The following is a 23451-nucleotide window of genomic DNA, read 5'->3' as shown; positions in this document are numbered from 1 at the left end:
CAGGATAAAAGCGCCCGGTGATCAGTTGTCGCGCGCACCACCATAGTAACCGCAGCCGCGCAGGGTCTGGCCGTCGATGCGCAGTTCGGCGCGCAGGTGGTGGATGGCGCCGGTGGCACTGTCGACGCAGCGTTGCGGGGCGACCCACAGTTCCACGTGCTGGCCGTTGGCTTCGCTGGTCAGGGTCAGGCCGCCGCCGGGCACTTCTTCTTCGAGAAATGGCAGAGGCAGCGGGTCTTTGCCGATGCGGTTGAGCACCATGCCCTTGCCGCTGGCCTTGATGTCCCAGTCCGGTTCATGGCCATTGGCGCGCAGGGTCAGCTGCTTGAAGTTGGGGTCGTCGCAAGCGCGGGTGGAGGGTTCCAGGCGGTACAGGCGGCTGACTTCCAGCTGGCCGTCGTTGTCGGCCTGCTTGGCGCCCGTGAGGCGACCGCGCACGTCGGCGAACAACTTGGCATTGGCGTCCTTGGCCAGGTTGGCGGACTCCTGCAGGATGCCGGTGCCGGCGACGTCGTTGATCACGAAGCGGCGTGCTTCGCTGCAGGGCTTGAACAACAGGCGGCCGCCATTGGCGCTCAGTTCGCCCTGCATGCGTGTGGTGCCGATGTTCGGGTCACGGGGCTGCTCGGCCAGTAGCTGGCAGCCAGCGAAGAGCGGCAGCAGGGCACTGAGCAGCAGGGTAGGGGTGAGGCGCATGGGGCGGGCTCCGGGGAATCTTTGCCAAAGAGCTGGCCACGATACACGTCCTGCGGGCAGAAAAAAGGGCCCGAAGGCCCTTTTTCATTCAACCCCCCAGGTAGGCATCGCGCACCTTCGGGTCGGTCAGCAGTGCCTCACCGGTGCCCTGCATCACCACCCGACCGTTCTCCAGCACATACGCCCGGTCAGCGATCTTCAGCGCCTGGTTGGCGTTCTGCTCCACCAGGAACACCGTCACGCCATCGCGGCGTAGCTGTTCGATGATGTCGAAGATCTGCTGGATAATGATCGGCGCCAGGCCCAGCGAAGGCTCGTCGAGCAGCAGCAGCTTGGGCTTGCTCATCAGCGCCCGGCCGATGGCCAGCATCTGCTGCTCGCCACCGGACATGGTGCCGCCGCGCTGGATGTAACGCTCTTTCAGGCGCGGGAACAGTTGCAGGACCTTGTCCAGTTGCTCCTGATAGTCGCCCTTGTCGGTGAAGAAACCGCCCATGGCCAGGTTTTCCTCGACCGTCAGGCGAGCGAACACGCGGCGGCCTTCCGGCACTACCGCGATGCTCTTGCGCATGATGTGCGAGGACGGCTGGCCGACCAGCTCTTCACCCAGGTACTTGATGCTGCCGCTGTGCGCCTGCGGCGAACCGCACAGGGTCATCAGCAAGGTCGACTTGCCGGCACCGTTGGCGCCGATCAGGGTGACGATCTCGCCCTGGTTGATCTCCACGTTGACGCTGTGCAGCGCCTGGATCTTGCCGTAGAAAGTGGAAACGTTTTCGAACTTCAGCATTTACGCTTCCCCCAGGTAGGCTTTGATCACGTCAGGGTTGTCGCGGATCTCCTCCGGCGTGCCATGGGCCAGGGGGGTACCCTGGTTGATCACCACGATATGGTCGGAAATGCTCATCACCAGCTTCATGTCGTGCTCGATCAGCAGCACGGTGACGTTGTGCGACTCACGCAGGTAGGCGATCAGAGCCTTGAGGTCTTCGGTTTCCTTCGGGTTCAGGCCGGCTGCCGGTTCATCGAGCATGATGATGCGTGGCTGGGTCATCATGCAGCGGGCAATTTCGAGGCGGCGTTGCTGCCCGTAGGCGAGGGTGCCGGCCGTACGGTTGGCGAACTCGGTCAGGTTGACCTTCTCCAGCCAGTACTGCGCGCGTTCCATGGCCTCCTTCTCGCTGCGGCGGAAGCTCGGGGTCTTGAACAGGCCGGCGAAGAAGTTGGTGTTGAGGTGGCGGTGCTGGGCGATCAGCAGGTTTTCCAGTGCGGTCATTTCCTTGAACAGCCGCACGTTCTGGAAGGTCCGCACCACGCCCTTGCGGGCGATCTGGTGGCCGGCCAGGCCCTGAATCGGCTGGCCATCGAGCAGGATGGTACCGCCGCTGGGCTTGTAGAAGCCGGTCAGGCAGTTGAACACGGTGGTCTTGCCGGCGCCGTTCGGGCCGATCAACGCCACCACCTGTTTTTCCTTGACGGTCAGGGCCACGCCGTTGACCGCCAACAAGCCGCCGAAGCGCATGCTCAGGCCGCTGACTTGCAGAATTTCGCGGCTCATCGACGCAGCTCCATGTGTGGACGTTGCATAGGCAGCAGGCCTTGCGGACGCCAGATCATCATCAACACCATCAGCGCACCGAACATCAGCATGCGGTATTCGCTGAACTCACGCATCAGCTCAGGCAGCAGGATCATCACGATGGCCGCGAGAATCACGCCCAGTTGTGAACCCATGCCACCCAGCACGACGATGGCGAGGATGATCGCCGACTCGATGAAGGTGAACGACTCCGGCGTCACCAGGCCTTGGCGCGCGGCGAAGAAGCTGCCGGCGAAACCGGCAAAGCAGGCACCCAGGGTGAATGCCGAGAGCTTGATCACGGTCGGGTTCAGGCCCAGTGCACGGCAGGCGATCTCGTCTTCACGCAGGGCTTCCCAGGCGCGGCCGATCGGCATGCGCAGCAGGCGGTTGATCACGAACAACGCCAGCAGGGCCAGCAGCAGGGCCACCAGGTACAGGAAGATGACCTTGTTGATCGAGTTGTATTGCAGCCCGAAGAACTCGTGGAAGGTCTGCATGCCCTCGGCCGCACGGCGTTCGAAGGTCAGGCCGAAGAACTCCGGCTTGGGGATGTTGCTGATGCCGTTGGGACCACCGGTCCAATCGGTGAGGTTACGCAGGAACAGGCGGATGATCTCACCGAAACCGAGGGTCACGATCGCCAGGTAGTCACCACGCAGGCGCAGCACCGGAAAGCCGAGCAGGAAGCCGAACGTGGCAGCCATCAGGCCGGCAATCGGCAGGCACACCCAGAAGCTCCAGCCCAGGTAATGCGAGAGCATGGCGTAGCTGTAGGCACCGACGGCATAGAAGCCTACGTAGCCGAGGTCGAGCAGGCCCGCCAGGCCGACCACGATGTTCAGGCCCAGGCCCAGCAACACGTAGATCAGGATCAGCGTGGCGATGTCGACCGCACCGCGAGAACCGAAAAACGGCCATACCAGTGCCATTACGATCAACCCGATGATGACGTAGCGCTGGGTCTTGGGCAGGGTGAGGTAGTTGCTGACTGCCGGGGGGATCAGCTTGCGATCCGATCGGCGGCCCATCACCGAACTCCACTGCTTGTCGAACAGCACGCGCAGGAACATCAGCACCGAACAGACGGCGATGATGCTGATGGTGAACGAGCCCTGACTGTGCACGACCAGGCTGATGCCGTCGATGCTCAGTTTCAGGCCCAGTACCGGGAAGGCCACGGCCCAGACCAGCAAGGCGCTGAAGAACGCCTGTTTGAGATTTCTGTTCATACTTTTTCAACCTCCGGGCGGCCCAGGATGCCGGTCGGCCGGAATAGCAGGACAAGAACCAACAAGCCGAATGCCACCACGTCCTTGTACTGGTCGCCGAAGATATCGGCACCGAACGCTTCGGCCACGCCCAGCACCAGCCCGCCGAGCATGGCGCCCGGGATGCTGCCGATGCCACCCAGTACCGCCGCGGTGAAAGCCTTCAGGCCCACCAGGAAACCGGCGTTGGGGTTGATCACCCCGTACTGCATGCTCAGCAGCACGGCCGCCACGGCAGCCAGGGCGGCACCGATGACGAAGGTGAGGGCGATGATGTTGTTGGTGTTGATGCCCAGCAGGTTGGCCATCTTGATGTCCTCGGCACAGGCGCGGCAGGCGCGGCCCAGGCGGGAACGAGAGATGAACAGGGTGAGCAGGGTCATGGCCACCAGGGTGACGACGAACACCAGGACTTGCATGTAGCTGATCAGTACTTCTTCAGCACCGCCTGGCCCGAAGGAGAAACTCCCGGGGATCAGGTTGGGGATGGACTTGTCCTTGGAGTCCTGCGAAAGCAAGACCGTGTTCTGCAGGAAAATCGACATGCCGATGGCGGAAATCAGCGGGATCAGACGGTTGCTGTTGCGCAGGGGGCGGTAGGCAACCCGTTCGATGCTGTAGCCATAGGCACTGGTGACGAAGATCGTCGCGACGAAGGCGACGGTCATCAGGATCGGCAGCGAATGGATACCCATCATGGCCAGGCCCGCCAGGGCAATGAAGGCCACGTAGGAACCGATCATGTACACCTCGCCGTGGGCGAAGTTGATCATGCCAATGATGCCGTACACCATCGTGTAGCCGATGGCGATCAAGGCATAGGTGCTGCCGATGGTCAATCCATTAACCAGTTGTTGGAAGAAATGGTAGATCTCAGGCATTACAGCGCTCCTAAAAACCTGATTTGCATTTCACTGGCAGGGGTACGGCCAGGAAACCGCGGGTGACGGTTTTAAGATTTTCAGGTGAACCTGCCCCCGGATCGCGGGGATCGGGCCCATGAACCTCATAAAACGAAGCCCACTGCTCGCACAGTGGGCTCGTAGGTCAGCTATTAGTCACGCAGTTACTGAGGGGAGACTTCGGTCTTCGGCTTGCCGAAGTGCCATTCGTAGACCACGAACTTGAAGTCTTTCAGGTCGCCTTTGTCGTCGAACGACAGGTCGCCGGTCGGGGTCTTGAAGGTGCCTTTGTGGATGGCCTCGGCCACCTTGTCGGTATCATCGGAACCGGCTTTCTTGATGCCTTGAGCGATCAGCTCGACAGCCGAGTAGGCAGGGAATACGAACGGGCCACTTGGGTCCTTGCCGTCAGCCTTGATGGCGTCGACGATCTTCTTGTTCGCCGGGTCTGCGTCGAACGATTTCGGCAGGGTGACCAGCAGGCCTTCGGAAGCGTTCTGGGCGATCTGCGAAATGGAGTCGTTACCCACGCCTTCCGGACCCATGAACTTGGCTTTCAGGCCTTTTTCCTGAGCCTGGCGCAGGATCAGGCCCAGTTCTGGGTGGTAGCCGCCGTAGTAGACGAAGTCGACATTGTTCTGCTTGAGCTTCTGGATGATCGAGGAGAAGTCCTTGTCACCCGCGTTCAGGCCTTCGAACACGGCAACCTTGGTGCCCTTGCTTTCCAGGGTCTGCTTGACGGCGGTGGCGATGCCTTCACCGTACTGCTGCTTGTCGTGCAGGACGGCAACGACCTTCGGCTTGACGTGGTCGGCGATGTAGTTGCCGGCGGCCGGGCCCTGGGCGCTGTCCAGGCCGATGGTGCGGAAGATCAGCTTGTAGCCACGGGCGGTGATTTCCGGCGAAGTGGCGGCCGGGGTGATCATGATCACGCCTTCGTCTTCGTAGATGTCGGACGCAGGCTGGGTGGAGCTGGAGCACAGGTGGCCGACCACGAACTTGACGCCGTCGTTGACCACTTTGTTGGCGACTGCCACGGCCTGTTTAGGGTCGCAGGCGTCGTCGTATTCCTTGGCTTCGAGCATCTTGCCATCCACGCCGCCCGCGGCGTTGATATCCTTGATGGCTTGCTTGGCGCCGATGAACTGCATGTCGCCGTACTGGGTCACAGGACCCGTCTTGGGACCGGCGATGCCGATCTTGATGGTATCGGCGGCAAACGAATGGCTGGCTACCCCGGCCAGTACCATTGCGGCGAACAGCTTGGAAATCTTGATCATAGTGCTCCACTCATTCTGTTGTAATTCTTATAGTCCTGGCGGCCAGGGCTACAGACCGGGCGGGATTTGCGGCGTGGCCATGCCAACGCGCTAGCCCACCTTCCCCCGGAACATGTCCCGGAACTGTACCGGTACAGTGTAGAGCGCTGTTCGAGCGCTTGAAAAGCGGTCGAAAAGTGCGTCTTTCCTGCGTTGTCGCTTGATCGACAGAAAGATACAGAAAGGCGCCATCAAACTGCCTGCATCTGCGACCCCGTCCCACAACTTCGGGGCCAATCGACCAAATTACATATTTGAAACCGGGTTTTTCTGCAAAAATGCCGGCCTTTTTTATTGACCGATTTTTTGCGGATACCACCCATGACTGATCAAACAAGCACCCTCTATGCCAAATTGCTTGGCGAGACGGCAATCATCGAGTGGAAAGCGCTGGAGCGTTTTTGGGCCAAGGGTGACCTGATTTGGGTCGACCCTAGCCTTGACCTGATCGCCGTTGCTGAGGCGATGGCCGAGAATCGCAGCGAGATCTTCGCCAAGTGGCGTAGTGATGGCACTGTTGGGCCGGTGTCGGCCGAGCAGGCATTGGACCTGCAAAGCCGCGACCCAGAGATCTGGGCGGTGGTGGTTTCGCCGTTCATCGTGATACAGGTGAAGGGCCAGGAAGAAGCGTGATCTTTTTTGGTGCGCAAAAATACGCACCAGCTCCGTTTTGGTGCTTGAAAGCGATCAAGGCGGGTAGAGGGAAGTAACAATTCGGCGTGGCGGTAACAGTTTACGGGATGCGTAATGTGGCCGCCGTTCTGCCAGGCGCCAACGGAATCGTAGCCCGCCTGGGAAATGTTCGAATCAGTCAGGAGTTTATCGATGAGCACTGCACTACCTTCGCTTGGATTCGCCGGCATCGGCCTGATGGGCCTGCCCATGTGCCGCCGCCTGCTGGCAGCGGGTTATCCGCTGACGGTATGGAACCGCAGCCCGGACAAGTGCGCCGCACTGGTCGCTGCTGGCGCGCGCCTGGCCAGCAGCCCGGCCGAATTGTGCCGTGACAGCGACATGGTACTACTGTGCCTGGCCGACACGGCGGTGGTGCGTGAGGTGGTGTTTGGCGAGCAAGGCATTGCCCAGGGCGGGCGCAGCGGCCAGTTGCTGATCGATTTCTCCAGCCTGGAACCCACCGCCACTCGTGAAATGGCTGCCGAACTGGCAGCACTGTGCGGCATGGCCTGGCTGGATGCACCTGTCTCTGGCGGTACGCCCGGTGCCGAAGCGGGCACGCTGGCGATCATGGTGGGCGGTGAAGCGGCCGATCTGCAGCGTGCACGCCCGGTGCTGCAGGTGCTTGGTCAGCGCGTGACGCATATGGGCGCGGTGGGCACGGGGCAGGTGACCAAGGCTTGCAACCAGATGATTGTAGCGTGCAATGCCCTGGTAATTGCAGAAGTGGTGGCATTGGCCGAACAGTCGGGCGTGGACGCGACGCTGATCGCTGAAGCGCTGGCGGGTGGCTTTGCCGATTCCAAGCCATTGCAGATTCTTGCGCCGCAAATGGCCGAGAGCCGCTTCGAGCCAATCAAGTGGCACGTCCGCACGCTGCTCAAGGACCTCGATGGCGCGGTCAAGTTTTCCCGCGAGCAAGGCTCGGCGACGCCACTCAGTGGCCTTGCCGCGCAACTGATGCGCTTGCACGGTAGCCAGGGTTACCTGCAAAAAGATCCGGCGACCCTGGTTGAGCTGTACCGCAACAAGGTGTGATCCGGCCGCTCTGGCGCTGCAACCGCTCCAGCAGTGGGCGCAACTCGGCCAGCGGTACGGGGTGCCCCAACAGGTACCCCTGCAGGTAGTCGCAGCCATGGCTTTCGAGGAACGCCCGCTGTTCGGCGGTTTCCACGCCCTCGCTGACTACCCGCAGGTGCAGGGTATGCGCCATGGCGATGATCGCCTGGACAATTTCGCGGTCTTTCTGGCTGCCTGGTACATCCTGCAGAAAGGTGCGGTCAATCTTCAGCACATCCAATGGCAGGCGCTTGAGGTAGGCCAGTGAGGAGTAGCCGGTACCAAAATCATCGATCGAAAGTGTCACCCCCAAGGCCCGGACGCGTTTGAGCAGGCTGACCGTGCGCTGGATATCGCCCACCAGGGCGTTTTCGGTCACTTCCAGCTCCAGGTGGCGCGGCGCAAGGCCGGCGTGGAACAGTGCCTTTTCAACTTCGTTGGGCAGTTCGTCGTGGCTAAGGGTGACTGCCGAGCAATTGACCGTGACCTGGACCTCGTCGTAGCCGTGGCGCTGTAAGTGGGCCAGGTCGGCACAGGCGTGGCGCAGCACCCACAGGTCCAGGTCGATGATCAGGCCGTTGGCTTCGGCAATGCCGACAAAACGGTCGGGCCCGAGCAGGCCATGTTGAGGATGCTGCCAGCGTACCAGCGCTTCCAGTTTGGCCACTTGCCCGCTGCGCTGGTCGAAAATCGGCTGGTAGTGCACACACAGCCCGCGCTCTTCAAGCAGCGCCAGGCGCAGCTCTTCTTCCAGTTGCAAGGCGATCGACGCGCGAGCCTTCAGGCTGTCATTGAAGAAATTCAGGCTGTTGCGTCCGTTGTCCTTGGATTGGTAGAGGGCCAGGTCGGCATGCTTGAGCAACTCTTCGGCTGTGCCGCCATCGTCTGGGAAGATACTTATACCAATGCTGGTGGTCATGACCATGCGCCGTCCGCCCAGGTCGATGGGGTCTTTCATCCGTTGCATGATGCGCTGGGCCAGGTGGCGGGCTTCGTCGCGGCTGTTCAGGCTGGTGACCACGCAGAACTCGTCGCCACCAAAACGCGCAACCAGGTCGTGGCTGCGGGTAGCGGCCTTGATGTGGTGGGCGATTACCTTGAGCAGCTCGTCACCGGCGTCGTGGCCGAGGCTGTCGTTGATGCGCTTGAAATGGTCGATGTCGAGGAACATCACGGCCAGGCGGTTTTCGCTGGCCTGAGTTTCGACCAGGCGCTCGGCGAATACCTGGTTGAATCCGCGGCGGTTGAGCAGGTTGGTCAGGGCATCATAGTGCGCCGCCTGCTGCAGCGAAGCGCGGGCCTGGTCCAGTTGGCTGAGCAGTACGCTGACCCGGCGCAGGTCGTGCTCCTTGCTTTGCAGCTTCTTGTCGGCCAGTGCGGCGCTGATGCTGGCGCCACTGATCAGCAGGGTGATGAAGCCGATGCCCAGTCCCAGCTGCAGGCTGTTGTCGCCAGACGGCAGGCGCAGTGCGGTATCGGCAGGGATGACCAAGGTCATGGCCGACATCGCGGTGAAATGAGTGGCGACGATGCCGCCCGCCATCAGCAGGCTGGCGCCGTACTTCATGGCCTGGTACAGGGTGCCGCTGCCATTGCGCAAGTAGCGGGCCAGGTACAGCGAGGTCAGGGCGGTGAGCAGGGCAATGGCGGCAGAGGCAAGTAGCAAGCCGGTTTGGTAGTACTGGCGGGCACCCGTTTCCATCGCGGCCATGCCGACAAAATGCATGAGGATGATGCCCAGGCCGATCAGTCCTGCGCTCGGCACACAGTGGTGCGCGCGCATCTTGCTGCGTTCGAGGCTGTGCATGGCCAGCCAGGCCACGCCCAGTGCGATGAGCAGCGAAAGAATGGTCAGGGATACGTCGTAGTGCACTTCTACCGGGGCCCGAAAGGCCAGCATGCTGATGAAGTGCATGGCCCATATGCCGCCTGCCAGGCAGCAGGCTCCGAGCATGTTCCATTGCCTGTGGGCGGTGGGGTCGTCGCTGTGGGACTGGCGCTCGGCCATGTCGAGGGTGGCGAAACAGGCCGCGCAAGCAACGAAATAGGCGAGCAGAACCAAGAGCGGTTCATGACGGCAGTCGATGACGATGCGCCCGGTTGCGGGAAGATCGGCGAACAGTTGCAGCCCCAGCCATTCCATGGAATGCCTCTTGATCGAGTTTTCACTCGTCTGCGCTACAACCCTGTGCAGACTGTCCAGAGGCAGTATAGGAAGGAGTACTTAAGCCTTCCTGACTAATGGCACAATGATTTCTACGATTTGGTTATAACTTCAATCGCAGTGAGGAATAAATTTGGGGCCCTGATGCCTTCCTGTGGGAGCGGGCGAGCCCGCGAAGCATCCACTGCGATGGATGCCACCGGCTTCGCCGGTGTTCGCGGGCGTGCCCGCTCCCACAAGGGCGCGGGGCCTGCGTTAGCCAGCCACCAGCACGCGAATGGCTTCCAGGCGCAGGGCGGCCTTCTCCAGCATTGCCAGGCCATCTTCGCGCCGCTTGCGCAGGGCGTCGATTTCGCTGTCACGCACACTTGGGTTGACCGCTTGCAATGCCACCAGGCGCGCCAGCTCTTCGTCGGCCTCGGCTGCCAGGCGGCGCTGGGCTTCGGCCACGCGCTCGTTGTGGGCCGGCAGGATCTTCTCCTCGCCGCCACTGATACGCTTGGCCAGCACATCGCGCTGAGCCTGGACGAACTTGTTGGCGCTGGCGCGCGGTACACTCTCGAGCTGGTCGTTGAGGGTTTCGAAGGCCACGCGTGACGCCAGGTCGTTGCCATTGGCATCGAGCAGGCAGCGCAGTGCCGCCGGTGGCAGGTAGCGGCCCAGTTGCAGGCTGCGGGGTGCCACCACCTCGCTGACGAACAGCAGTTCAAGCAATACGGTGCCTGGTTTGAGCGCTTTGTTCTTGATCAACGCCACGGCGGTGTTGCCCATCGAGCCTGACAGCACCAGATCCATGCCACCCTGTACCATCGGGTGCTCCCAGGTGAGGAACTGCATGTCCTCGCGTGACAGCGCCTGGCCACGGTCATAGGTGATGGTCACGCCTTCATCGTCGCCCAGCGGGAAGCTGGCATCGAGCATCTTCTCGCTCGGCTTGAGGATCAGAGCATTCTCGGAATGGTCTTCGCTGTCGATGCCAAAGGCGTCGAACAGGGTTTCCATGTAGATCGGCAGGGCGAACTGGTCGTCCTGTTCGAGAATGGCCTCGACCAGCGCCTGACCTTCGCCGGCGCCGCCGGAATTGAGCTCCAGCAGGCGGTCACGGCCCGTGTGCAGTTCGGCTTCCAGGCGCTCGCGCTCGCTGCGGGCGTCGGCCACCAGGGTATCCCAGGCCTTGTTTTCGCCCCCTTCGAGCAGCGGCAGCAGGCGTGGGCCGAACTGGTGCTGCAGGGCATTGCCGGTGGGGCAGGTGTTGAGGAAGGCGTTGAGCCCTTCGTGGTACCACTGGAACAGGCGCTCTTGCGGGCTGTCTTGCAGGTACGGGATGTGCAACTGGATAGTGTGCTTCTGACCAATCCGGTCAAGGCGGCCGATGCGCTGTTCGAGCAGGTCGGGGTGCGCTGGCAGGTCGAACATCACCAGGTGATGAGCGAACTGGAAGTTGCGGCCTTCGCTGCCGATTTCCGAGCAGATCAGCACCTGGGCGCCAAACTCTTCATCGGCAAAGTAGGCAGCGGCGCGGTCGCGCTCGAGGATGCTCATGCCTTCATGGAACACCGAGGCCGGGATGCCGGAGCGCACGCGCAGGGCGTCCTCCAGGTCCATGGCGGTTTCGGCGTGGGCGCAGATCACCAGTACTTTGGTGCGCTTGAGCATCTTCAGGGTGTCGATCAGCCAGTCGACGCGTGGGTCGAAACGCCACCAGCGCTCGTCATCGGCCACTTCACCCTGGGCCTGGAAGGCAACTTCCGGGTACAGCTCGGCATGCTCGCCGGCTGGCAGGTTGCGGTATTGCTCGGGCGTGGCCAGCGGGTAGGGGTGCAACTGGCGCTCGGGAAAGCCCTGGATCGCCGCACGGGTGTTACGGAACAGCACGCGTCCGGTGCCGTGGCGATCCAGCAGTTCGCGAATCAGCCGGGCGCTGGCCTGGGTGTCGCCGTCGCTGACCGCAGCCAGCAGGGCTTCGCCTTCGGCACCCAGGAAGCCCAGGATGGTGGCGTGGGCCTTGGGCGACAGGCGGCCCTCGTCGAGCAGTTCCTGCACCGCTTCGGCTACCGGGCGGTAGTGCTCGCTCTCGGCGCGGAAAGCGGCCAGGTCGTGAAAACGGTTGGGGTCGAGCAGGCGCAGGCGGGCGAAGTGGCTGTCCTGGCCAAGCTGCTCGGGGGTGGCGGTGAGCAACAGGACGCCCGGAATCACTTGGGCCAGTTGCTCGACCAGGCCGTATTCGGCGCTGACCTGGTCTTCGTGCCAGACCAGGTGGTGGGCTTCGTCGACGACCATCAGGTCCCAGCCAGCGGCAAACAGCGCGTCCTGGGCCTTTTCGTCATCGACCAGCCACTCCAGGGCAACCAACGCCAGCTGGGCATCCTCGAACGGGTTGCTGGCGTCGCTTTCGATGAAGCGCTCGGCGTCGAACAGCGCCACTTGCAGATTGAAGCGCCGGCGCATTTCCACCAGCCACTGGTGCTGGAGGTTTTCCGGCACCAGGATCAGTACGCGGCTGGCGCGCCCCGACAGCAGCTGGCGGTGAATGACCAGGCCGGCTTCGATGGTTTTGCCCAGGCCCACTTCGTCGGCCAGCAGAACGCGCGGGGCGCTGCGGTCGGCGACTTCGCGGGCAATGTGCAGTTGGTGGGCGATGGGCTGTGCGCGGCAGCCGCCCAACCCCCACAGTGCCGATTGCATCTGCTTGCTGGTGTGCTGCAGGGTGTTGTAGCGCAGGCTGAACCACGACAGTGGGTCTATCTGCCCGGCGAACAGGCGGTCGCTGGCCAGGCGGAACTGAATGAAGTTCGACAACTGGGTTTCGGGCAGGGTGCGAGGCTGGTTCTGCCCGTCCAGGCCGTGGTAGACCATCAGGCCGTCGATGTCCTCGACTTCGCGTACGGTCAGCTTCCAGCCTTCGAAGTGGGTGATCTGGTCACCTGGCGAGAAGCGCACGCGGGTCAGCGGCGCATTGCGCAGGGAATACTGGCGGGTGTCGCCAGTGGCCGGGTAGAGCACGGTCAACAGGCGGCCATCCTGCGCCAGGATGGTACCCAGGCCGAGCTCTGCTTCGCTGTCGCTGATCCAGCGTTGCCCCGGTTGATACTGCTGCGCCATACTGCCTGAACTCCCGCGATGAAAAAGCCGATTATGTTAACGGATCGGCCGGTCAGACCAAAGTGCCGATAGCACCGAAAGGTATCGAAAGGCACAGTCTAGTCGTTTCATCGCCCTGCACAGCGCCGCCGACGAGGGCCCCGGATCAACATGTCTGCCAAGCACCGCTGGATCAGCGCTTCGATGGCCGTGGGCAGCCTGGTGCTGCTGAGCGCCTGCGAGCAGAAAAACTTTGAGACATTGCCCCCCATTCCGATGGAGCAGCTTGAGGTACTGGGCGTGCAGACGCCGATAAAGAGCGTGCACTTTCGTGACAGTGACGGCGAAGGGCTGTTGGTCCTGAGCCGCAGCGATGGCCAGGCCAGCGACCTGGAAAGCGAACAGGAAGTGGACAAGGTGGTGCTCAAGGCCACCTTGTACGGGCGCACGGCCGAGAACGACACCTTCAAGGCGCGTTGGCAGGTCGAGCAGGAAACGACCTGCCCGGGGCTGGACCTGGACGTGGATTTCTATAATGACGTCAGTGATGTGAGCGACCTGAACAAGAATGGGGTGGCCGAGATAACGGTGGCCAGCCATGCATTCTGCGGCGGCGGTATCGACCCGCATGACATCGCCATCGAGATGCGTGAAGGGCAGGCCAGTTACACCATTACCGGCCAGTCGCTGATCACCCCGGCGGGCGAGGAACCGATCGGTGGTGAGCGCGAGGACAGCGCTTCGCTGAAAGCCGCGCCGCAGGTATTGCGCGATCATATGGATGCGGTCTGGCAGCAGGTGTACAAGCGGCCCTGGAGCGAGGCCAGCCCGCCAGTCGACGACGAGCCGGGTGACGAAGCCGAGTAAATGTTGTCCATGACATCAAGGTAAAGCTGCGCCTGCCGATACAGGGGGCATAGGAGAACGTCCATGCTGCCGCCGATCATTCCGCTCAGTGCCGCCCCGGTCACCTCGCAACAGGACCCGGTCAAGCCAACCCCCGATATCAAGCCGGTGGTGCCGACGCAGCCTGCGTCCGGCGAAAGTGCCATTGACCTCAAGCGCCAGCGCGACCCGCAGGAGCAGGTATTGTTGCTGCGCGATGAACAGCGCCGCCAGCAGCAACGCCGGAACAAGGGCGAGCAGGAACGCTACGAGGCTGTCCCGGGTGACGAGGTCAATGCCGACAACACCGTGCCGGTAGCGCCATTGATGGGCGAGCATGTGCGCCAAGGACTGCTGGTGGACATCGAAGTCTGATACGGGGCTGGTCAGCGCCTGCGCCTGGCTTCATCATGCATTTCTCTGTTGATCGTCGAGCCCACCCATGAGCCAAGACAACCTCATCGATTTCGATGCCGAACGTGCCAAGCGCGTCCACGACCTCAAGGAAAAGCGGCTGAACGAAATGCGCAATGCTTTCGAGCAGGCCCTGCCTTTGAGTACCAGCAAGAAAAAGAAGCCCAGGGGCAAACCTAAGAAGCGTTGAAACTTGACGCAGGTCAACCCTGCGCCCCCCTCGCGTGCCCGGCATCGGGCACCATTGACACTGATCAATTTTCCCCGCCGCCACATTGGTTAACGTGTACCCATCGGACAACGGCAAACGAATGGGGAGGCCAGCATGTTCTTCGACAACGTGGTTATCGCCGGTGTGGTAACGGTCGGGCTGATGGTCGCCTTCTTTGCCGGTCTGGGCATTTTCATCTGGAAGGACTCGAACAAGCGCAAGCCGCGCTGACCTTCCGGGTACACGAGCACGCAAGGCATTTAGGGCGACTTCGGTCGCCCATTTTTTTTGCCTGCATTTTTTATTGCCTGAGCTGTCCCTTTCAGTGCAGGCCCATCGCATATACATGATTAGCTAGCTAATTAATCGTTTCCGCTTTATCCTGCTCATCATTGTCTATCTTTTCAGCAAGACTTTTCCCCGCAAGGTCCGCCTCGTGCCCATCACCTTTCAGGCCCTGTTCGCGCCCAGCAGCCTCGCCCTCAAGTTTGCCATCAAGACCTTGCTCGGTGGCGGCCTGGCATTGTGGCTGGCGATGCGCTGGGGGCTGGAGCAACCCTCCTGGGCATTGATGACTGCTTTCATCGTCGCCCAGCCGCTATCGGGCATGGTGGTGCAGAAAGGCTTGGCGCGGTTGGCCGGCACGTTGGTCGGCACAGTCATGTCGGTGCTGTTCATCGGCCTGTTCGCCCAGACCCCCGGCCTGTTTCTGCTTACCTTGGCGCTTTGGCTGGCGCTGTGTACCGCCGCGTCCACCCAGTTGCGCAGCGCCTGGGCCTATGCCTTCGTGTTGGCCGGCTACACCGCAGCGATCATTGCCTTGCCGGCGATTGACCACCCCCTGCAAGTATTCGACCAGGCCGTGGCGCGCTGTACCGAGATCTGCCTGGGCATTTTCTGTGCAACAGCCAGCAGTGCCTTGCTCTGGCCCATGCGGGTCGAGCAGCAACTGGGCGGGCAGGCGCGGCAGGCCTGGCAGAACGGCCTTCAGGCCGCCAGCGCCATGCTGGGCGGAGAGGGCGAGGCGCGCAAAGGCCTGCTGGAAAGCCTGGGGCGCATCGTTGCCATCGACAGCCAACGTGAACATGCCTGGTTCGAGGGCAATCGCGGGCGCCAACGTGCCCGTGCCATTCGTGGCCTTAGCCAGAAACTGATGGTGCTGTTGCGTATTTCCCGTTCGGTGCGCCGTCAGTGGCGGCAACTGGATGAGGGTGAAGTCGAGCACCTGACGTCCTGGTTGCAGGAAGTGCGCACGCTGCTGGGCCAACCCGATCAGCCCAGCCTGCTGTTGTTGCGTCAGCGTATCTGGGATGCCGCACACGACGAGCAGATCAGTTCGGCGGAGCACTTCTGCCTGGCGCGCATGGCCCTGCTATTGGACTATGCCATGGCCGCCAGCCAGGCACTTGAGGATGTGGAGGCGGGCAGGGCGCCCAAGGACGTGTCCCAGGGGCTGGCCGCGCACCGAGACTGGTCGCTGGCCTTGCTGTTCGGCTCGCGCAGTGCGCTGGCCTTCCTGGTAATGAGTGGTTTCTGGCTGGCCACGGCCTGGCCTTCGGCTCCGGGTGGCCTGGTGCTGACCTGCGTGGTCTGCAGCCTGTTCGCCAGTCGCGAGAACGGCGCACAGATCGGCCTGAGTTTCCTGCGCGGGATATTCCTGGCGATACCGGCGGCGTTTGTGGTCGGGCAGATCATGCTGCCGCAATGGAGCAGTTTCGCCATGCTCTGCCTGGGCATGGGCGTGCCACTGTTTCTTGGTGCACTGGGCATGGCCCATCCGCGTACCGGGGCTACAGCCACTTCCTATTGCCTGCACTTCATTGTGCTGGTGTCGCCGCTCAACGCCATGCAGTTCGGCGTGGCGACCATGTTGAACAGTGCCTTGGCCATGCTGGTGGGGGTGTCGGCAGCGGTCATGGCCTTCCGCTTACTGGTGTTCCGCCACCCGGCCTGGCTGGGCCGGCGCTTGCGTGCTGCAACGCAGAACGACTTGGTGCGCCTGACCCGGCGCGACCTGCGCGGGGCTGACAGCTGGTTTGGCGGGCGCATGGCCGACCGGCTGATGCAACTGGCGCGGCATGCCAGTGAATTACCGGAAGGCGAACGCAAACGCTGGGATGACGGCCTGCACGGGCTGGATATCGGCGACGAACTGGTGCACCTGCGCATGTGCCTGGCGGTCGCCCAGGCCCCTTTGGGGCGGGCCGAGCGCGAGTACCTGCAACACGTGGAAGCAGTGCTGGCCAAAGGGCCGGCTGCCGGGCGTGGGCAGCGGCTGGATGCTGCCAGTGAGCAGTTCATTGCAGCCTTGCGTCGGCTGCCAGCCAGCGACCCGCTTCGCCTGGCCGAAGGGGCGGTACTGCAATTGCAGAAAAGCTGGGGCAAATGGTGCCGCTGGCAGGAGGACACCCATGGGTTTGCGTGAGTGGGAAGTGGGCGGCGTGCTGCTCAGCCCGTTTCTGCTTTATGTGTTGTTGGCGCTGCTGCTCACCGGCCTGCTGCGCCTGGTGGTGCATGCCACACCGTTGGGGCGCTGGATCTGGCATGAAGCGCTGTTCGACGCAGCGCTGTTCGTCTGTGTGTTGTTCCTGGTGGTACGCCTGCTGGGAACTTTATAAAGGAGTGTTTCGATGCGTGCGGCCGTACGTATTCTGGTGACCCTGTGTGTGGTGGCCCTGGCGGTGTTGGCCGGCTACCAGCTGTGGCAGTACTACATGCTCACCCCATGGACGCGCGATGCCCGTGTGCGCGCCGATGTGGTGGTTATTGCACCTGACGTGTCTGGCTGGGTTCGCGAACTCAAGGTTCATGACAACCAGCAGGTCAAGGCTGGCGACCTGTTGATGAGCATTGACCGCGAGCGCTTCCAGGCCGCGTTCGATCAGGCCAGCGCGGTGACCGAGACCCGCGCCCAGCAACTGCGCTTGCGCGAGCGTGAAGCAGCCCGGCGTACTGCCTTGGGGCCAGAGGCGATCAGTGCCGAGTTGCGTGAAAATGCCCAGATCAATGCCGCCATCGCGCGTGGCGAGTTGCATGAGGCCGAGGCGCAGTTGCAGGTGGCCAGGATCAACCTGGCGCGCAGTGAGGTGCGGGCACCGCGCAGCGGGCATATCACCAATCTGCGTCTGGCCGAAGGCAATTATGTGAACACCGGGGAATCGGTGATGGCGCTGGTGGATGATTCGACGTTCTACATCCAGGCCTATTTCGAGGAAACCAAGCTGCCGCGCATTCGCGTTGGGGACACCGTGAAGGTGTGGCTGATGGGCACGGGTGAACCGATGCAGGGGCACGTGGAGAGCATCAGCCGCGGCATCACCGACCGCAACAGCAACCCGGACAGCCAGTTGCTGCCGGAGGTAGAGCCGACCTTCAACTGGGTACGACTGGCCCAGCGCATACCTGTGAGGATTCACCTGGATCAGGTGCCGGAAGGGCTGACCTTGAGTGCGGGTATGACGGCGAGTGTGCAAGTGCACGAGGACCGCGACCCGCAGTGATGGTGCTGCCTCAATAGACAGCGATGTAACGGTCGAAGCGGTACAGCCGGGTCGTGTGGTGAAGGCAGTACAGCTTGAGGTCGTCGACGGCGTCGGGCAGGCACGAAAAAACTTGGCGAACGGCCCGCCAGTTGCGTTAGGCTGCCGCTGTGAGTTGCCCGACAGAGGCAACCCTTCTTCCGCCAGGCGTGCGTATCTTCCGATTTCATTGCGAGGTTACGTCATGGCCATCACTTCCCAGGATATTTGCAACGCCGCCGATCAGCTAAAGGGCTTTGTCGGTTTTCACGGCAAGCGCGGTGTTCATATCGTGCGTTTCTCCGAGGATGCGTTCGGCATGGACGTGGCCGACGCCAGTATCACCCCCTGCAGCGAGTTTGTCTGGCGGCCCGAGCAAGGGCAGCGCATGGTGTTGTGCCGCGAACGGCTGTCGCTGTTGCTGGATCAGCATGTGGATGACCGCTTGAACATTGGTGAACCGCTGCGCGCCTACCTGCGCCGCTGTGATCTGCCCGAAATCGTGGCGCAGCGCAGCCTGCAGCAGCACACCCAGTAAGGCCGCATCTACAAGGGCTGTGCAGTGCCTTGGGAGGTTTGGTGCAACAACGCCGCCAATCCGGCGCTGTCCAGGGGCATGCTCAGGTAATAGCCTTGCACTTCATGGCAGCGATCGTTTTCCAGCGCCTTGAGTTGATGTTCGCTTTCCACGCCTTCGGCTGTCACTGTCAGCCCCATCGCCTCACCCAGGTTGATGATGGCCTGGACCACAGCGCGGTCGCTGCCGCCGTTGTTGTTCAGGCCGCTGATGAAGCGTTTGTCGATCTTGATGCTGTCGAACGGGTAAGTACGCAGGTAGCCCAACGACGAATAGCCGGTGCCGAAATCATCCATGTTCAGGCGCACCCCTAGCTCCTTGAGCGACAGCATGGTGCCTAGCGCACCCTCGATGTCGTTGAGCATCACGTTCTCGGTAATCTCCAGTTCCAACCGCTGGGCGGGGAAGGCGGTGTCGAGCAAAATTTCGCGCACGTCGGCTACCACATCGCTGCGCAAGAATTGCGCAGGCGACAGGTTGACCGAAACCAGCACGTCGGCTGGCCAGTCATGGGCAGTGCGGCAAGCTTCGCGAAGCACCCAGCGGCCGAGCGCAACAATGATGTCGCTCTGCTCGGCCAACGGAATGAAGGTGTCCGGCCCCAGTAACCCTTCCTGTGGATGCCGCCAGCGCACCAAGGCCTCGACCGCGACGATACGCAGGTCGTCGAGGCGATAGCGCGGCTGGTAATGCAACTCGAACTCCTCATTGCGCAGGGCCCGGCGCAGGTCGTTCTCCAGCTGGCGGCGGTACTGGATCTGCTGGTTCATTTCGGCAACGAAGTAGCGCCATGTGTTCTTTCCATCGGCCTTGGCCTGGTACAGGGCGATGTCGGCGCAGCGGATCAGCTCACCTGCATCGAAGCCCTGGTTACGCGTCTGGGCAACGCCAATGCTGGCACCGATGTGCAGCGGCTGGCTTTCGAAGACGATGGGTTGCTGCAGCAGGCCGATCAGGCGCGCGCAGAAGCGGTCGATCTCGCTGCTGTTGTCCATGCCGCTGAGTACCAGGATGAACTCGTCACCGCCCAGACGCGCGACCAGGTCGCCATCGCGGGTGGTGTCGCGCAGGCGCGTTGCCACTTCTTGCAGCACGGCATCTCCGGCGGCATGACCGAGCGAGTCGTTGATCGGCTTGAAGTTGTCCAGGTCCAGCAGCAACAAGGTCAGCGGCGGCGAGTCACTGCCGCGCAACAAGGCTTGCTCCAAGTGCCGGGCGAGCTTATTGCGGTTGGCCAGCCCGGTCAGTGGGTCGTGCAGCGAAAGATGCTGGATGCGCGCGTGGGCGTCGACTTCGTCGGTGATATCGCTGGCGGTACCCCGAAAACCGATGGCCTTGCCGTCGCGCCAGATAGCGCGGGCGGATATCCGGCAGTAGCGGTTCTGGCCATTCTGGTCGCGGTAAGTGCAGCGCAGGTTGGCCAATTGCTGCGGGTCGGCGGTAGCCAGGGCGTCGAGCCAAGGTGACAACGGCGTGGTGTCGCAGGCCAGCAACTGGTTGAGCGGGTGGCCCAGCCAGCCGTCTACCGGGTAGCCGGTGACGTTGGCGAAGCGTTGCGACAGGTAGGTCAGGCGTTGGTGCCGGTCGGTTTCCCAGATCCAGTCGGATGCCGACTCGGCCACCGCGCGGAAACGCTGCTCGCTGGCCTCCAGGGCCTGGTTGCTTCGTTGCAGATGCACGAGCGTGAGGCCGATTGCCCGGGAGCTGCGCAAGGCATGGCGGAACAGGTACAGCATCACCAGGCCAAGTATCAGTAGGGCGCACAGCAGTGCTGGCAACACTGCCCGCAGCATCTGACGCCCCGGCAGTGGGCTGTTCCAGGTCAGATGGTAGCCGGTGTCGCCCAGGTCGATGCGCAGGTGGCTGTGATCCTGCATATCCTCCTTTTCCACGTGCATGCCCGTCAGGCCGGCGCCGTTGCCTAACTGCGCCAGTTTGCTCTCCGTGAGCTGGTCAATGAACAGCATCACCGGCGCCTGGCTCACCTCGCTGTCGGTAACCTCCCGGTCCGGGCGCACGGCTGCTGCACTGAGTGCGGCCGGCCAGCCATTGAACAGCACGAAACGGGTGATCTGCTCGCGTGAAACTGCCGCCGCGCGGGCTTGTTCGATGATCGGCTGCAGCGGTGTGTCTATATAGGTGTTGGCACCTGCCTGGCTGGGCTGGCCTTTGAACAAGGCATAGGTGGTGCGGTTGTTTTCCACTACGAACACCCCTTCGTAGCCGCTGGCGCTGTACAGCGACTCGCCTATGTTTTTCTCCTCGTAGGCCCATTGCCAGTCGGCTTGGCCCGACAAGTGCTCGAAGGCTGCATCCCATACGGCATAGCTGGACAGAAACTGGCGCGAGGCGAGCAGCCGTTGTTCCAGCGCCTGGTTCGCATGGAAGGCGCTACGCTGGCGCTCCTGTTGGTCGAGTGTGCTGGCGATATTGAACAGAGCGCCGAGAATGACCAGGCAAGCCAGGCCGAACACTGCGCTGAAACCGGCAATGAGGTGGCGCACCTGAAAGCGCGGTGTGGGGCTAGCGGGTAGAAGCTTGGCGGTCCTGGCCATGCGCGAGCGGCTCCTTCAGGCAACCTCCCGCCAGGCAGACAGGAAGGAGGTTCAATCAGGATAGGCCAGCCTGAGCGCGGCAGCTTCACCGCGGGCAAAATTGACCTGATCGCGGCCAGCGTGCTTGGCGATGTACAGCGCCTTGTCCGCCTGTACGAGCCAGTGCTCGGGGGACTCGAGGTTGGCCTCGAAGGGTGACAGGCCGATACTCAGGCTGATGCGCAGGTGCGGCAACTGTGGGTTGCGGTAGCTGGAAACCCGCTCGCGCAGACGCTCCATGACTTGGCAGGCCTGGGCTTCGCTGATTTCGGGCAGGATCACGCAGAATTCGTCGCCGCCGTAACGCCCGGCCTGGTCGCCCTCGCGCAAACTGCGCCGCAGCTCAGCGCTGAGCTGGCGCAGTACACAGTCGCCAACCACATGGCCAAAGGTGTCGTTGATGGTCTTGAAGTGATCGATATCGATCAGGGCAATCACCGCGTGCCCCTGTCGCTGCTTGCACGTCTGGAAATTGAGCTGCAGCAGGTCTTTCCAGGCGCCGTGGTTGAACAGCCCGGTCAGGCTGTCGGTGAGGCTCAGGGCGCTCAGCCGGCGCTTGTGGTCGCCCAGTTTGATCGCAAGCTGGTAGCACACCCAGCCCAAGGCCAGTGGGTACAGCGCCAGCATTGGCAGGCACGCATAGACCTGCAGGGGCGTGGCGATCAATTGCAAGCCAGGGCCAAGCAGCAGGATGGCGGCGAGCATGCCAGCCAGTTGCGCCAGCGCTCCGCGAAAGACCATGCGCTTGCCGCCGGCGGCGACGTTGTTCATCGTCATCATCGACAGCACGGTCACGCTGGGTAGCGGGTTGAAGTGCATGGCGGCAGTCCAGAACCCGCCCATCAGCGAGTCCAGCAGGAGGTTGCGTTGTTCCGCTTGGAAAGGCGTTGTCGAGCGAGTAGCCCACAGGTAGGCCACGTGCGGCCACAGCAAGCCATTGAACAGTACTAGCAGCCATGTCCAGGAGGGGGGCGACAGCGGCGCAATCGCCGCCATGACAGTGAACAGGCCGATTCCCAGGCCAATGACCCGCGGCAGGTAGATGCGCTTGACGAATGAAAGTCCTTTGCCGATGCGATTGTCCATAATGCTGATCTTCTTCCGCCGGTGTACCGTTCATCGCATAACTCGGATGAATATTGTTGAACAGTGTTTCATCGGCGAGAAATGACCTTACAAGCCAATTCACGGTTGATTCGATCACTGTGGTGGGCAGGCTCAGGTGCGACTGAGCACACCGCGGACGGGGCAGGGCAACCTGAAGTCACCGTATGGCGGGCAGAACGGGTGTGTAGCCCTGGCCCATGAGTAAGCAGGGCCAGGGCATGAGCCCACCGTAGCGGCACGCTGAGTATCATTTTGGCTCATGTCTGCTGCGCGCGGACTGGGGCTGGTCGTCGTTCAGAAGCCGCGAGGGTGGTTTGCCACTGTCACTGCGCACTTGTGCATGGCTGATCAAGGCGAAGATGAAACTGCCACCGATGATGTTGCCCGCCAGCGTCGGCAATGCAAATTCCAGCCAGAAGCGGCTCCAGGTTTCGTCGCCAGCCCACACCAGGTAGGACACTTCGACTGACCCCACCACTATATGAGTGAAATCGCCAAGGGCCATCAGGTAGGTGATCATCAGAATGATCCAGATCTTGGCGTGCTCCATTGAAGGGATCATCCAGACCATGGTGGCAATCATCCAGCCTGAGACTATGCCCTTGGCGAACATCTGGCTGATGTCGTTCTTCATTACCTTGCGACCGACCTCCAGGAATGCCACATCGGTCTTGCTGTCGAAGATCGGCAGTTCCAGCATCACCCAGGCTACCAGCAGGGTGCCTGCCAGGTTGCCAAGCAACACCACGCCCCAGAGGCGTAGCAGTCGTCCGAAGTTGGCCAGCGTAGGGGCGGTCATGACGGGCAGCACGGCGGTGAGCGTATTTTCGGTGAACAGTTGCTGGCGTGCCAGGATCACGGCAAGAAAGCCCGCACTGTAGCCGATGCTGGCGACCACCTGGGCACCATCGCCTTCCGGCAGGCGGGCGTAGAATAGCCCCATGGCCATCAACGACAGCCCCATGGACAGGCCGGCGGCAAGTGCCGACCACCACAACGCGGCAAGTGTACGTTCCAGTTCCTGGTCGCCCTGGTAGCGAATGATTTCGTGCAGCACAGCCGCCCGCGGCGGTTGGCTGTGGCTGACCTCCTGCTCTTCATCTGCAGAGAGGCCGGGGGTTTTCTCGCTTTGCCCATCGCTCATGGCCGCTACGCTCCGTGGTGTGTTTCTTTACAGATCCACGGCGCTTTCATTAGTTGCCGGTTAGCGGCAAAACGTTGATGGAAAAGTTTTTCAGAACAAGGTGTTGACTCTGATTTCAAAGCGCGTATTATTCGCCTCCTCGCAGCGATGAACGCTTCGGGGCAAGCGGTAAGTTGTTGAAGTTGTTAGCTTTCGAAAGAAAGCGGTGGTAAAAAACTTCAAAATAAACGCTTGACAGGCTCTGAGGAAAGCGTA

General features: G+C 62.0%; 21 protein-coding genes and 2 pseudogenes. 11 read left to right on the top strand and 12 right to left on the bottom strand.

What is annotated here, in order from left to right; genetic code table 11:
- Positions 1 to 21: 21 nt before the first annotated feature.
- From ACF8Q6_RS22335 to ACF8Q6_RS22310, 6 genes are all read right to left on the bottom strand, one after another.
- Positions 22 to 696, bottom strand: a complete 675-nt coding sequence (locus ACF8Q6_RS22335) for a COG3650 family protein (protein WP_003254880.1) — start codon at positions 694 to 696, stop codon at positions 22 to 24.
- An 88-nt stretch (positions 697 to 784) separates the two neighbouring features.
- Entirely contained in the window at positions 785 to 1486 is a 702-nt protein-coding gene (locus ACF8Q6_RS22330) for an ABC transporter ATP-binding protein (protein ID WP_003254879.1), read from the bottom strand.
- Positions 1487 to 2254, bottom strand: a complete 768-nt coding sequence (livG, locus tag ACF8Q6_RS22325; protein WP_003254878.1) for a high-affinity branched-chain amino acid ABC transporter ATP-binding protein LivG — start codon at positions 2252 to 2254, stop codon at positions 1487 to 1489.
- A complete protein-coding gene (locus ACF8Q6_RS22320; protein WP_003254877.1) occupies positions 2251 to 3507 on the bottom strand; it encodes a high-affinity branched-chain amino acid ABC transporter permease LivM in 1257 nt (418 codons plus the stop codon). The genes livG and ACF8Q6_RS22320 overlap by 4 nt, the downstream gene beginning before the upstream one ends.
- Positions 3504 to 4427, bottom strand: coding sequence for a high-affinity branched-chain amino acid ABC transporter permease LivH (gene livH, locus ACF8Q6_RS22315; RefSeq protein WP_003254876.1), 924 nt, complete (start codon positions 4425 to 4427; stop codon positions 3504 to 3506). Before livH ends, ACF8Q6_RS22320 begins: the two co-directional genes overlap by 4 nt.
- A gap of 185 nt (positions 4428 to 4612) precedes the next feature.
- The gene (locus ACF8Q6_RS22310; RefSeq protein ID WP_010952299.1) at positions 4613 to 5728 is read right to left on the bottom strand and encodes a branched-chain amino acid ABC transporter substrate-binding protein; all 1116 of its coding nucleotides are present in this window, start codon (positions 5726 to 5728) and stop codon (positions 4613 to 4615) included.
- Between the two features lie 360 nt (positions 5729 to 6088).
- Between ACF8Q6_RS22310 and ACF8Q6_RS22305 the strand changes: the two genes are divergently transcribed.
- Both ACF8Q6_RS22305 and ACF8Q6_RS22300 read left to right on the top strand, forming a co-directional pair.
- Complete coding sequence (locus ACF8Q6_RS22305) at positions 6089 to 6400, top strand: DUF2288 domain-containing protein (RefSeq protein ID WP_012051427.1); 312 nt, start codon at positions 6089 to 6091, stop codon at positions 6398 to 6400.
- Between the two features lie 192 nt (positions 6401 to 6592).
- Positions 6593 to 7480: an NAD(P)-dependent oxidoreductase gene (locus ACF8Q6_RS22300; RefSeq protein WP_012051428.1), complete on the top strand. Its 888-nt coding sequence runs from the start codon at positions 6593 to 6595 to the stop codon at positions 7478 to 7480.
- On the opposite strand, the gene ACF8Q6_RS22295 is transcribed toward ACF8Q6_RS22300, so the two are convergent.
- On the bottom strand, positions 7380 to 9644 hold the full coding sequence (locus tag ACF8Q6_RS22295; RefSeq protein ID WP_088512938.1) for a bifunctional diguanylate cyclase/phosphodiesterase: 2265 nt from the start codon (positions 9642 to 9644) through the stop codon (positions 7380 to 7382). The two genes, ACF8Q6_RS22300 and ACF8Q6_RS22295, sit on opposite strands and share 101 nt — an antisense overlap.
- Before the next feature lie 276 nt (positions 9645 to 9920).
- Positions 9921 to 12767 carry an RNA polymerase-associated protein RapA gene (rapA, locus tag ACF8Q6_RS22290; protein ID WP_392490558.1) on the bottom strand — a complete coding sequence of 949 codons (2847 nt, stop codon included), beginning with the start codon at positions 12765 to 12767 and terminating at the stop codon, positions 9921 to 9923.
- Positions 12768 to 12917: 150 nt separating this feature from the next.
- Between rapA and ACF8Q6_RS22285 the strand changes: the two genes are divergently transcribed.
- The 8 genes from ACF8Q6_RS22285 (at position 12918) to ACF8Q6_RS22250 (ending at position 18312) form a co-directional block, all read left to right on the top strand.
- On the top strand, positions 12918 to 13613 hold the full coding sequence (locus ACF8Q6_RS22285) for a M949_RS01915 family surface polysaccharide biosynthesis protein (protein WP_004576201.1): 696 nt from the start codon (positions 12918 to 12920) through the stop codon (positions 13611 to 13613).
- 63 nt (positions 13614 to 13676) lie between these two features.
- A complete protein-coding gene (locus ACF8Q6_RS22280) occupies positions 13677 to 14006 on the top strand; it encodes an aspartate-semialdehyde dehydrogenase (RefSeq protein WP_392490557.1) in 330 nt (109 codons plus the stop codon).
- A 67-nt stretch (positions 14007 to 14073) separates the two neighbouring features.
- A complete protein-coding gene (locus tag ACF8Q6_RS22275) occupies positions 14074 to 14235 on the top strand; it encodes a hypothetical protein (protein ID WP_392490556.1) in 162 nt (53 codons plus the stop codon).
- 135 nt (positions 14236 to 14370) lie between these two features.
- A complete protein-coding gene (gene ccoM / locus ACF8Q6_RS22270) occupies positions 14371 to 14487 on the top strand; it encodes a cytochrome c oxidase subunit CcoM (RefSeq protein ID WP_003254862.1) in 117 nt (38 codons plus the stop codon).
- 205 nt (positions 14488 to 14692) lie between these two features.
- Positions 14693 to 16681: an FUSC family protein gene (locus ACF8Q6_RS22265; protein ID WP_392490555.1), complete on the top strand. Its 1989-nt coding sequence runs from the start codon at positions 14693 to 14695 to the stop codon at positions 16679 to 16681.
- Positions 16668 to 16874 carry a DUF1656 domain-containing protein gene (locus tag ACF8Q6_RS22260; protein ID WP_012051433.1) on the top strand — a complete coding sequence of 69 codons (207 nt, stop codon included), beginning with the start codon at positions 16668 to 16670 and terminating at the stop codon, positions 16872 to 16874. The genes ACF8Q6_RS22265 and ACF8Q6_RS22260 overlap by 14 nt, the downstream gene beginning before the upstream one ends.
- A 12-nt stretch (positions 16875 to 16886) precedes the next feature.
- Positions 16887 to 17756 carry an efflux RND transporter periplasmic adaptor subunit gene (locus ACF8Q6_RS22255; protein ID WP_392490554.1) on the top strand — a complete coding sequence of 290 codons (870 nt, stop codon included), beginning with the start codon at positions 16887 to 16889 and terminating at the stop codon, positions 17754 to 17756.
- 223 nt (positions 17757 to 17979) lie between these two features.
- Positions 17980 to 18312 (top strand): DUF2025 family protein, encoded by a 333-nt coding sequence (locus tag ACF8Q6_RS22250; protein WP_392490553.1) that lies wholly within the window; start codon positions 17980 to 17982, stop codon positions 18310 to 18312.
- A gap of 8 nt (positions 18313 to 18320) precedes the next feature.
- Here the strand turns inward: ACF8Q6_RS22250 and ACF8Q6_RS22245 are convergent.
- Positions 18321 to 19613: pseudogene (locus ACF8Q6_RS22245) on the bottom strand (putative bifunctional diguanylate cyclase/phosphodiesterase); the annotation flags it as partial.
- On the opposite strand from ACF8Q6_RS22245, the gene ACF8Q6_RS22240 reads away from it, so the two are divergent.
- Positions 19534 to 19728, top strand: coding sequence for a hypothetical protein (locus ACF8Q6_RS22240; RefSeq protein WP_353619278.1), 195 nt, complete (start codon positions 19534 to 19536; stop codon positions 19726 to 19728). The pseudogene ACF8Q6_RS22245 and the gene ACF8Q6_RS22240 sit on opposite strands and share 80 nt — an antisense overlap.
- On the opposite strand, the pseudogene ACF8Q6_RS22235 reads toward ACF8Q6_RS22240, so the two are convergent.
- The 3 genes and pseudogenes from ACF8Q6_RS22235 to ACF8Q6_RS22225 all read right to left on the bottom strand — a co-directional run.
- A pseudogene (locus ACF8Q6_RS22235) lies at positions 19641 to 20906 on the bottom strand (CHASE4 domain-containing protein); the annotation flags it as partial. The gene ACF8Q6_RS22240 and the pseudogene ACF8Q6_RS22235 sit on opposite strands and share 88 nt — an antisense overlap.
- A gap of 51 nt (positions 20907 to 20957) precedes the next feature.
- On the bottom strand, positions 20958 to 22031 hold the full coding sequence (locus ACF8Q6_RS22230) for a diguanylate cyclase (protein ID WP_392490552.1): 1074 nt from the start codon (positions 22029 to 22031) through the stop codon (positions 20958 to 20960).
- A gap of 268 nt (positions 22032 to 22299) precedes the next feature.
- On the bottom strand, positions 22300 to 23196 hold the full coding sequence (locus ACF8Q6_RS22225) for a formate/nitrite transporter family protein (RefSeq protein WP_088512935.1): 897 nt from the start codon (positions 23194 to 23196) through the stop codon (positions 22300 to 22302).
- Positions 23197 to 23451 lie beyond the last annotated feature (255 nt).

The organism is Pseudomonas sp. GLN_2, from assembly GCF_043106005.1.
GTDB classification, from domain to species: domain Bacteria; phylum Pseudomonadota; class Gammaproteobacteria; order Pseudomonadales; family Pseudomonadaceae; genus Aquipseudomonas; species Aquipseudomonas alloputida.
This window is presented reverse-complemented; position numbering and strand designations above follow the sequence as displayed.

Bases quoted from the DNA above. Each gene is read 5' to 3' on its own strand.
- ACF8Q6_RS22335 (WP_003254880.1), bottom strand. From the start codon at position 696: ATGCGCCTCACCCCTACCCTGCTGCTCAGTGCCCTGCTGCCGCTCTTC.
- ACF8Q6_RS22300 (WP_012051428.1), top strand. From the start codon at position 6,593: ATGAGCACTGCACTACCTTCGCTTGGATTCGCCGGCATCGGCCTGATG.
- rapA (WP_392490558.1), bottom strand. From the start codon at position 12,767: ATGGCGCAGCAGTATCAACCGGGGCAACGCTGGATCAGCGACAGCGAA.
- ACF8Q6_RS22260 (WP_012051433.1), top strand. From the start codon at position 16,668: ATGGGTTTGCGTGAGTGGGAAGTGGGCGGCGTGCTGCTCAGCCCGTTT.
- ACF8Q6_RS22330 (WP_003254879.1), bottom strand. From the start codon at position 1,486: ATGCTGAAGTTCGAAAACGTTTCCACTTTCTACGGCAAGATCCAGGCG.
- ACF8Q6_RS22280 (WP_392490557.1), top strand. From the start codon at position 13,677: ATGCTGCCGCCGATCATTCCGCTCAGTGCCGCCCCGGTCACCTCGCAA.
- ACF8Q6_RS22295 (WP_088512938.1), bottom strand. From the start codon at position 9,644: ATGGAATGGCTGGGGCTGCAACTGTTCGCCGATCTTCCCGCAACCGGG.
- ACF8Q6_RS22285 (WP_004576201.1), top strand. From the start codon at position 12,918: ATGTCTGCCAAGCACCGCTGGATCAGCGCTTCGATGGCCGTGGGCAGC.
- ACF8Q6_RS22225 (WP_088512935.1), bottom strand. From the start codon at position 23,196: ATGAGCGATGGGCAAAGCGAGAAAACCCCCGGCCTCTCTGCAGATGAA.
- ccoM (WP_003254862.1), top strand. From the start codon at position 14,371: ATGTTCTTCGACAACGTGGTTATCGCCGGTGTGGTAACGGTCGGGCTG.
- ACF8Q6_RS22230 (WP_392490552.1), bottom strand. From the start codon at position 22,031: ATGGACAATCGCATCGGCAAAGGACTTTCATTCGTCAAGCGCATCTAC.
- ACF8Q6_RS22310 (WP_010952299.1), bottom strand. From the start codon at position 5,728: ATGATCAAGATTTCCAAGCTGTTCGCCGCAATGGTACTGGCCGGGGTA.
- livG (WP_003254878.1), bottom strand. From the start codon at position 2,254: ATGAGCCGCGAAATTCTGCAAGTCAGCGGCCTGAGCATGCGCTTCGGC.
- livH (WP_003254876.1), bottom strand. From the start codon at position 4,427: ATGCCTGAGATCTACCATTTCTTCCAACAACTGGTTAATGGATTGACC.
- ACF8Q6_RS22255 (WP_392490554.1), top strand. From the start codon at position 16,887: ATGCGTGCGGCCGTACGTATTCTGGTGACCCTGTGTGTGGTGGCCCTG.
- ACF8Q6_RS22275 (WP_392490556.1), top strand. From the start codon at position 14,074: ATGAGCCAAGACAACCTCATCGATTTCGATGCCGAACGTGCCAAGCGC.
- ACF8Q6_RS22320 (WP_003254877.1), bottom strand. From the start codon at position 3,507: ATGAACAGAAATCTCAAACAGGCGTTCTTCAGCGCCTTGCTGGTCTGG.
- ACF8Q6_RS22305 (WP_012051427.1), top strand. From the start codon at position 6,089: ATGACTGATCAAACAAGCACCCTCTATGCCAAATTGCTTGGCGAGACG.
- ACF8Q6_RS22250 (WP_392490553.1), top strand. From the start codon at position 17,980: ATGGCCATCACTTCCCAGGATATTTGCAACGCCGCCGATCAGCTAAAG.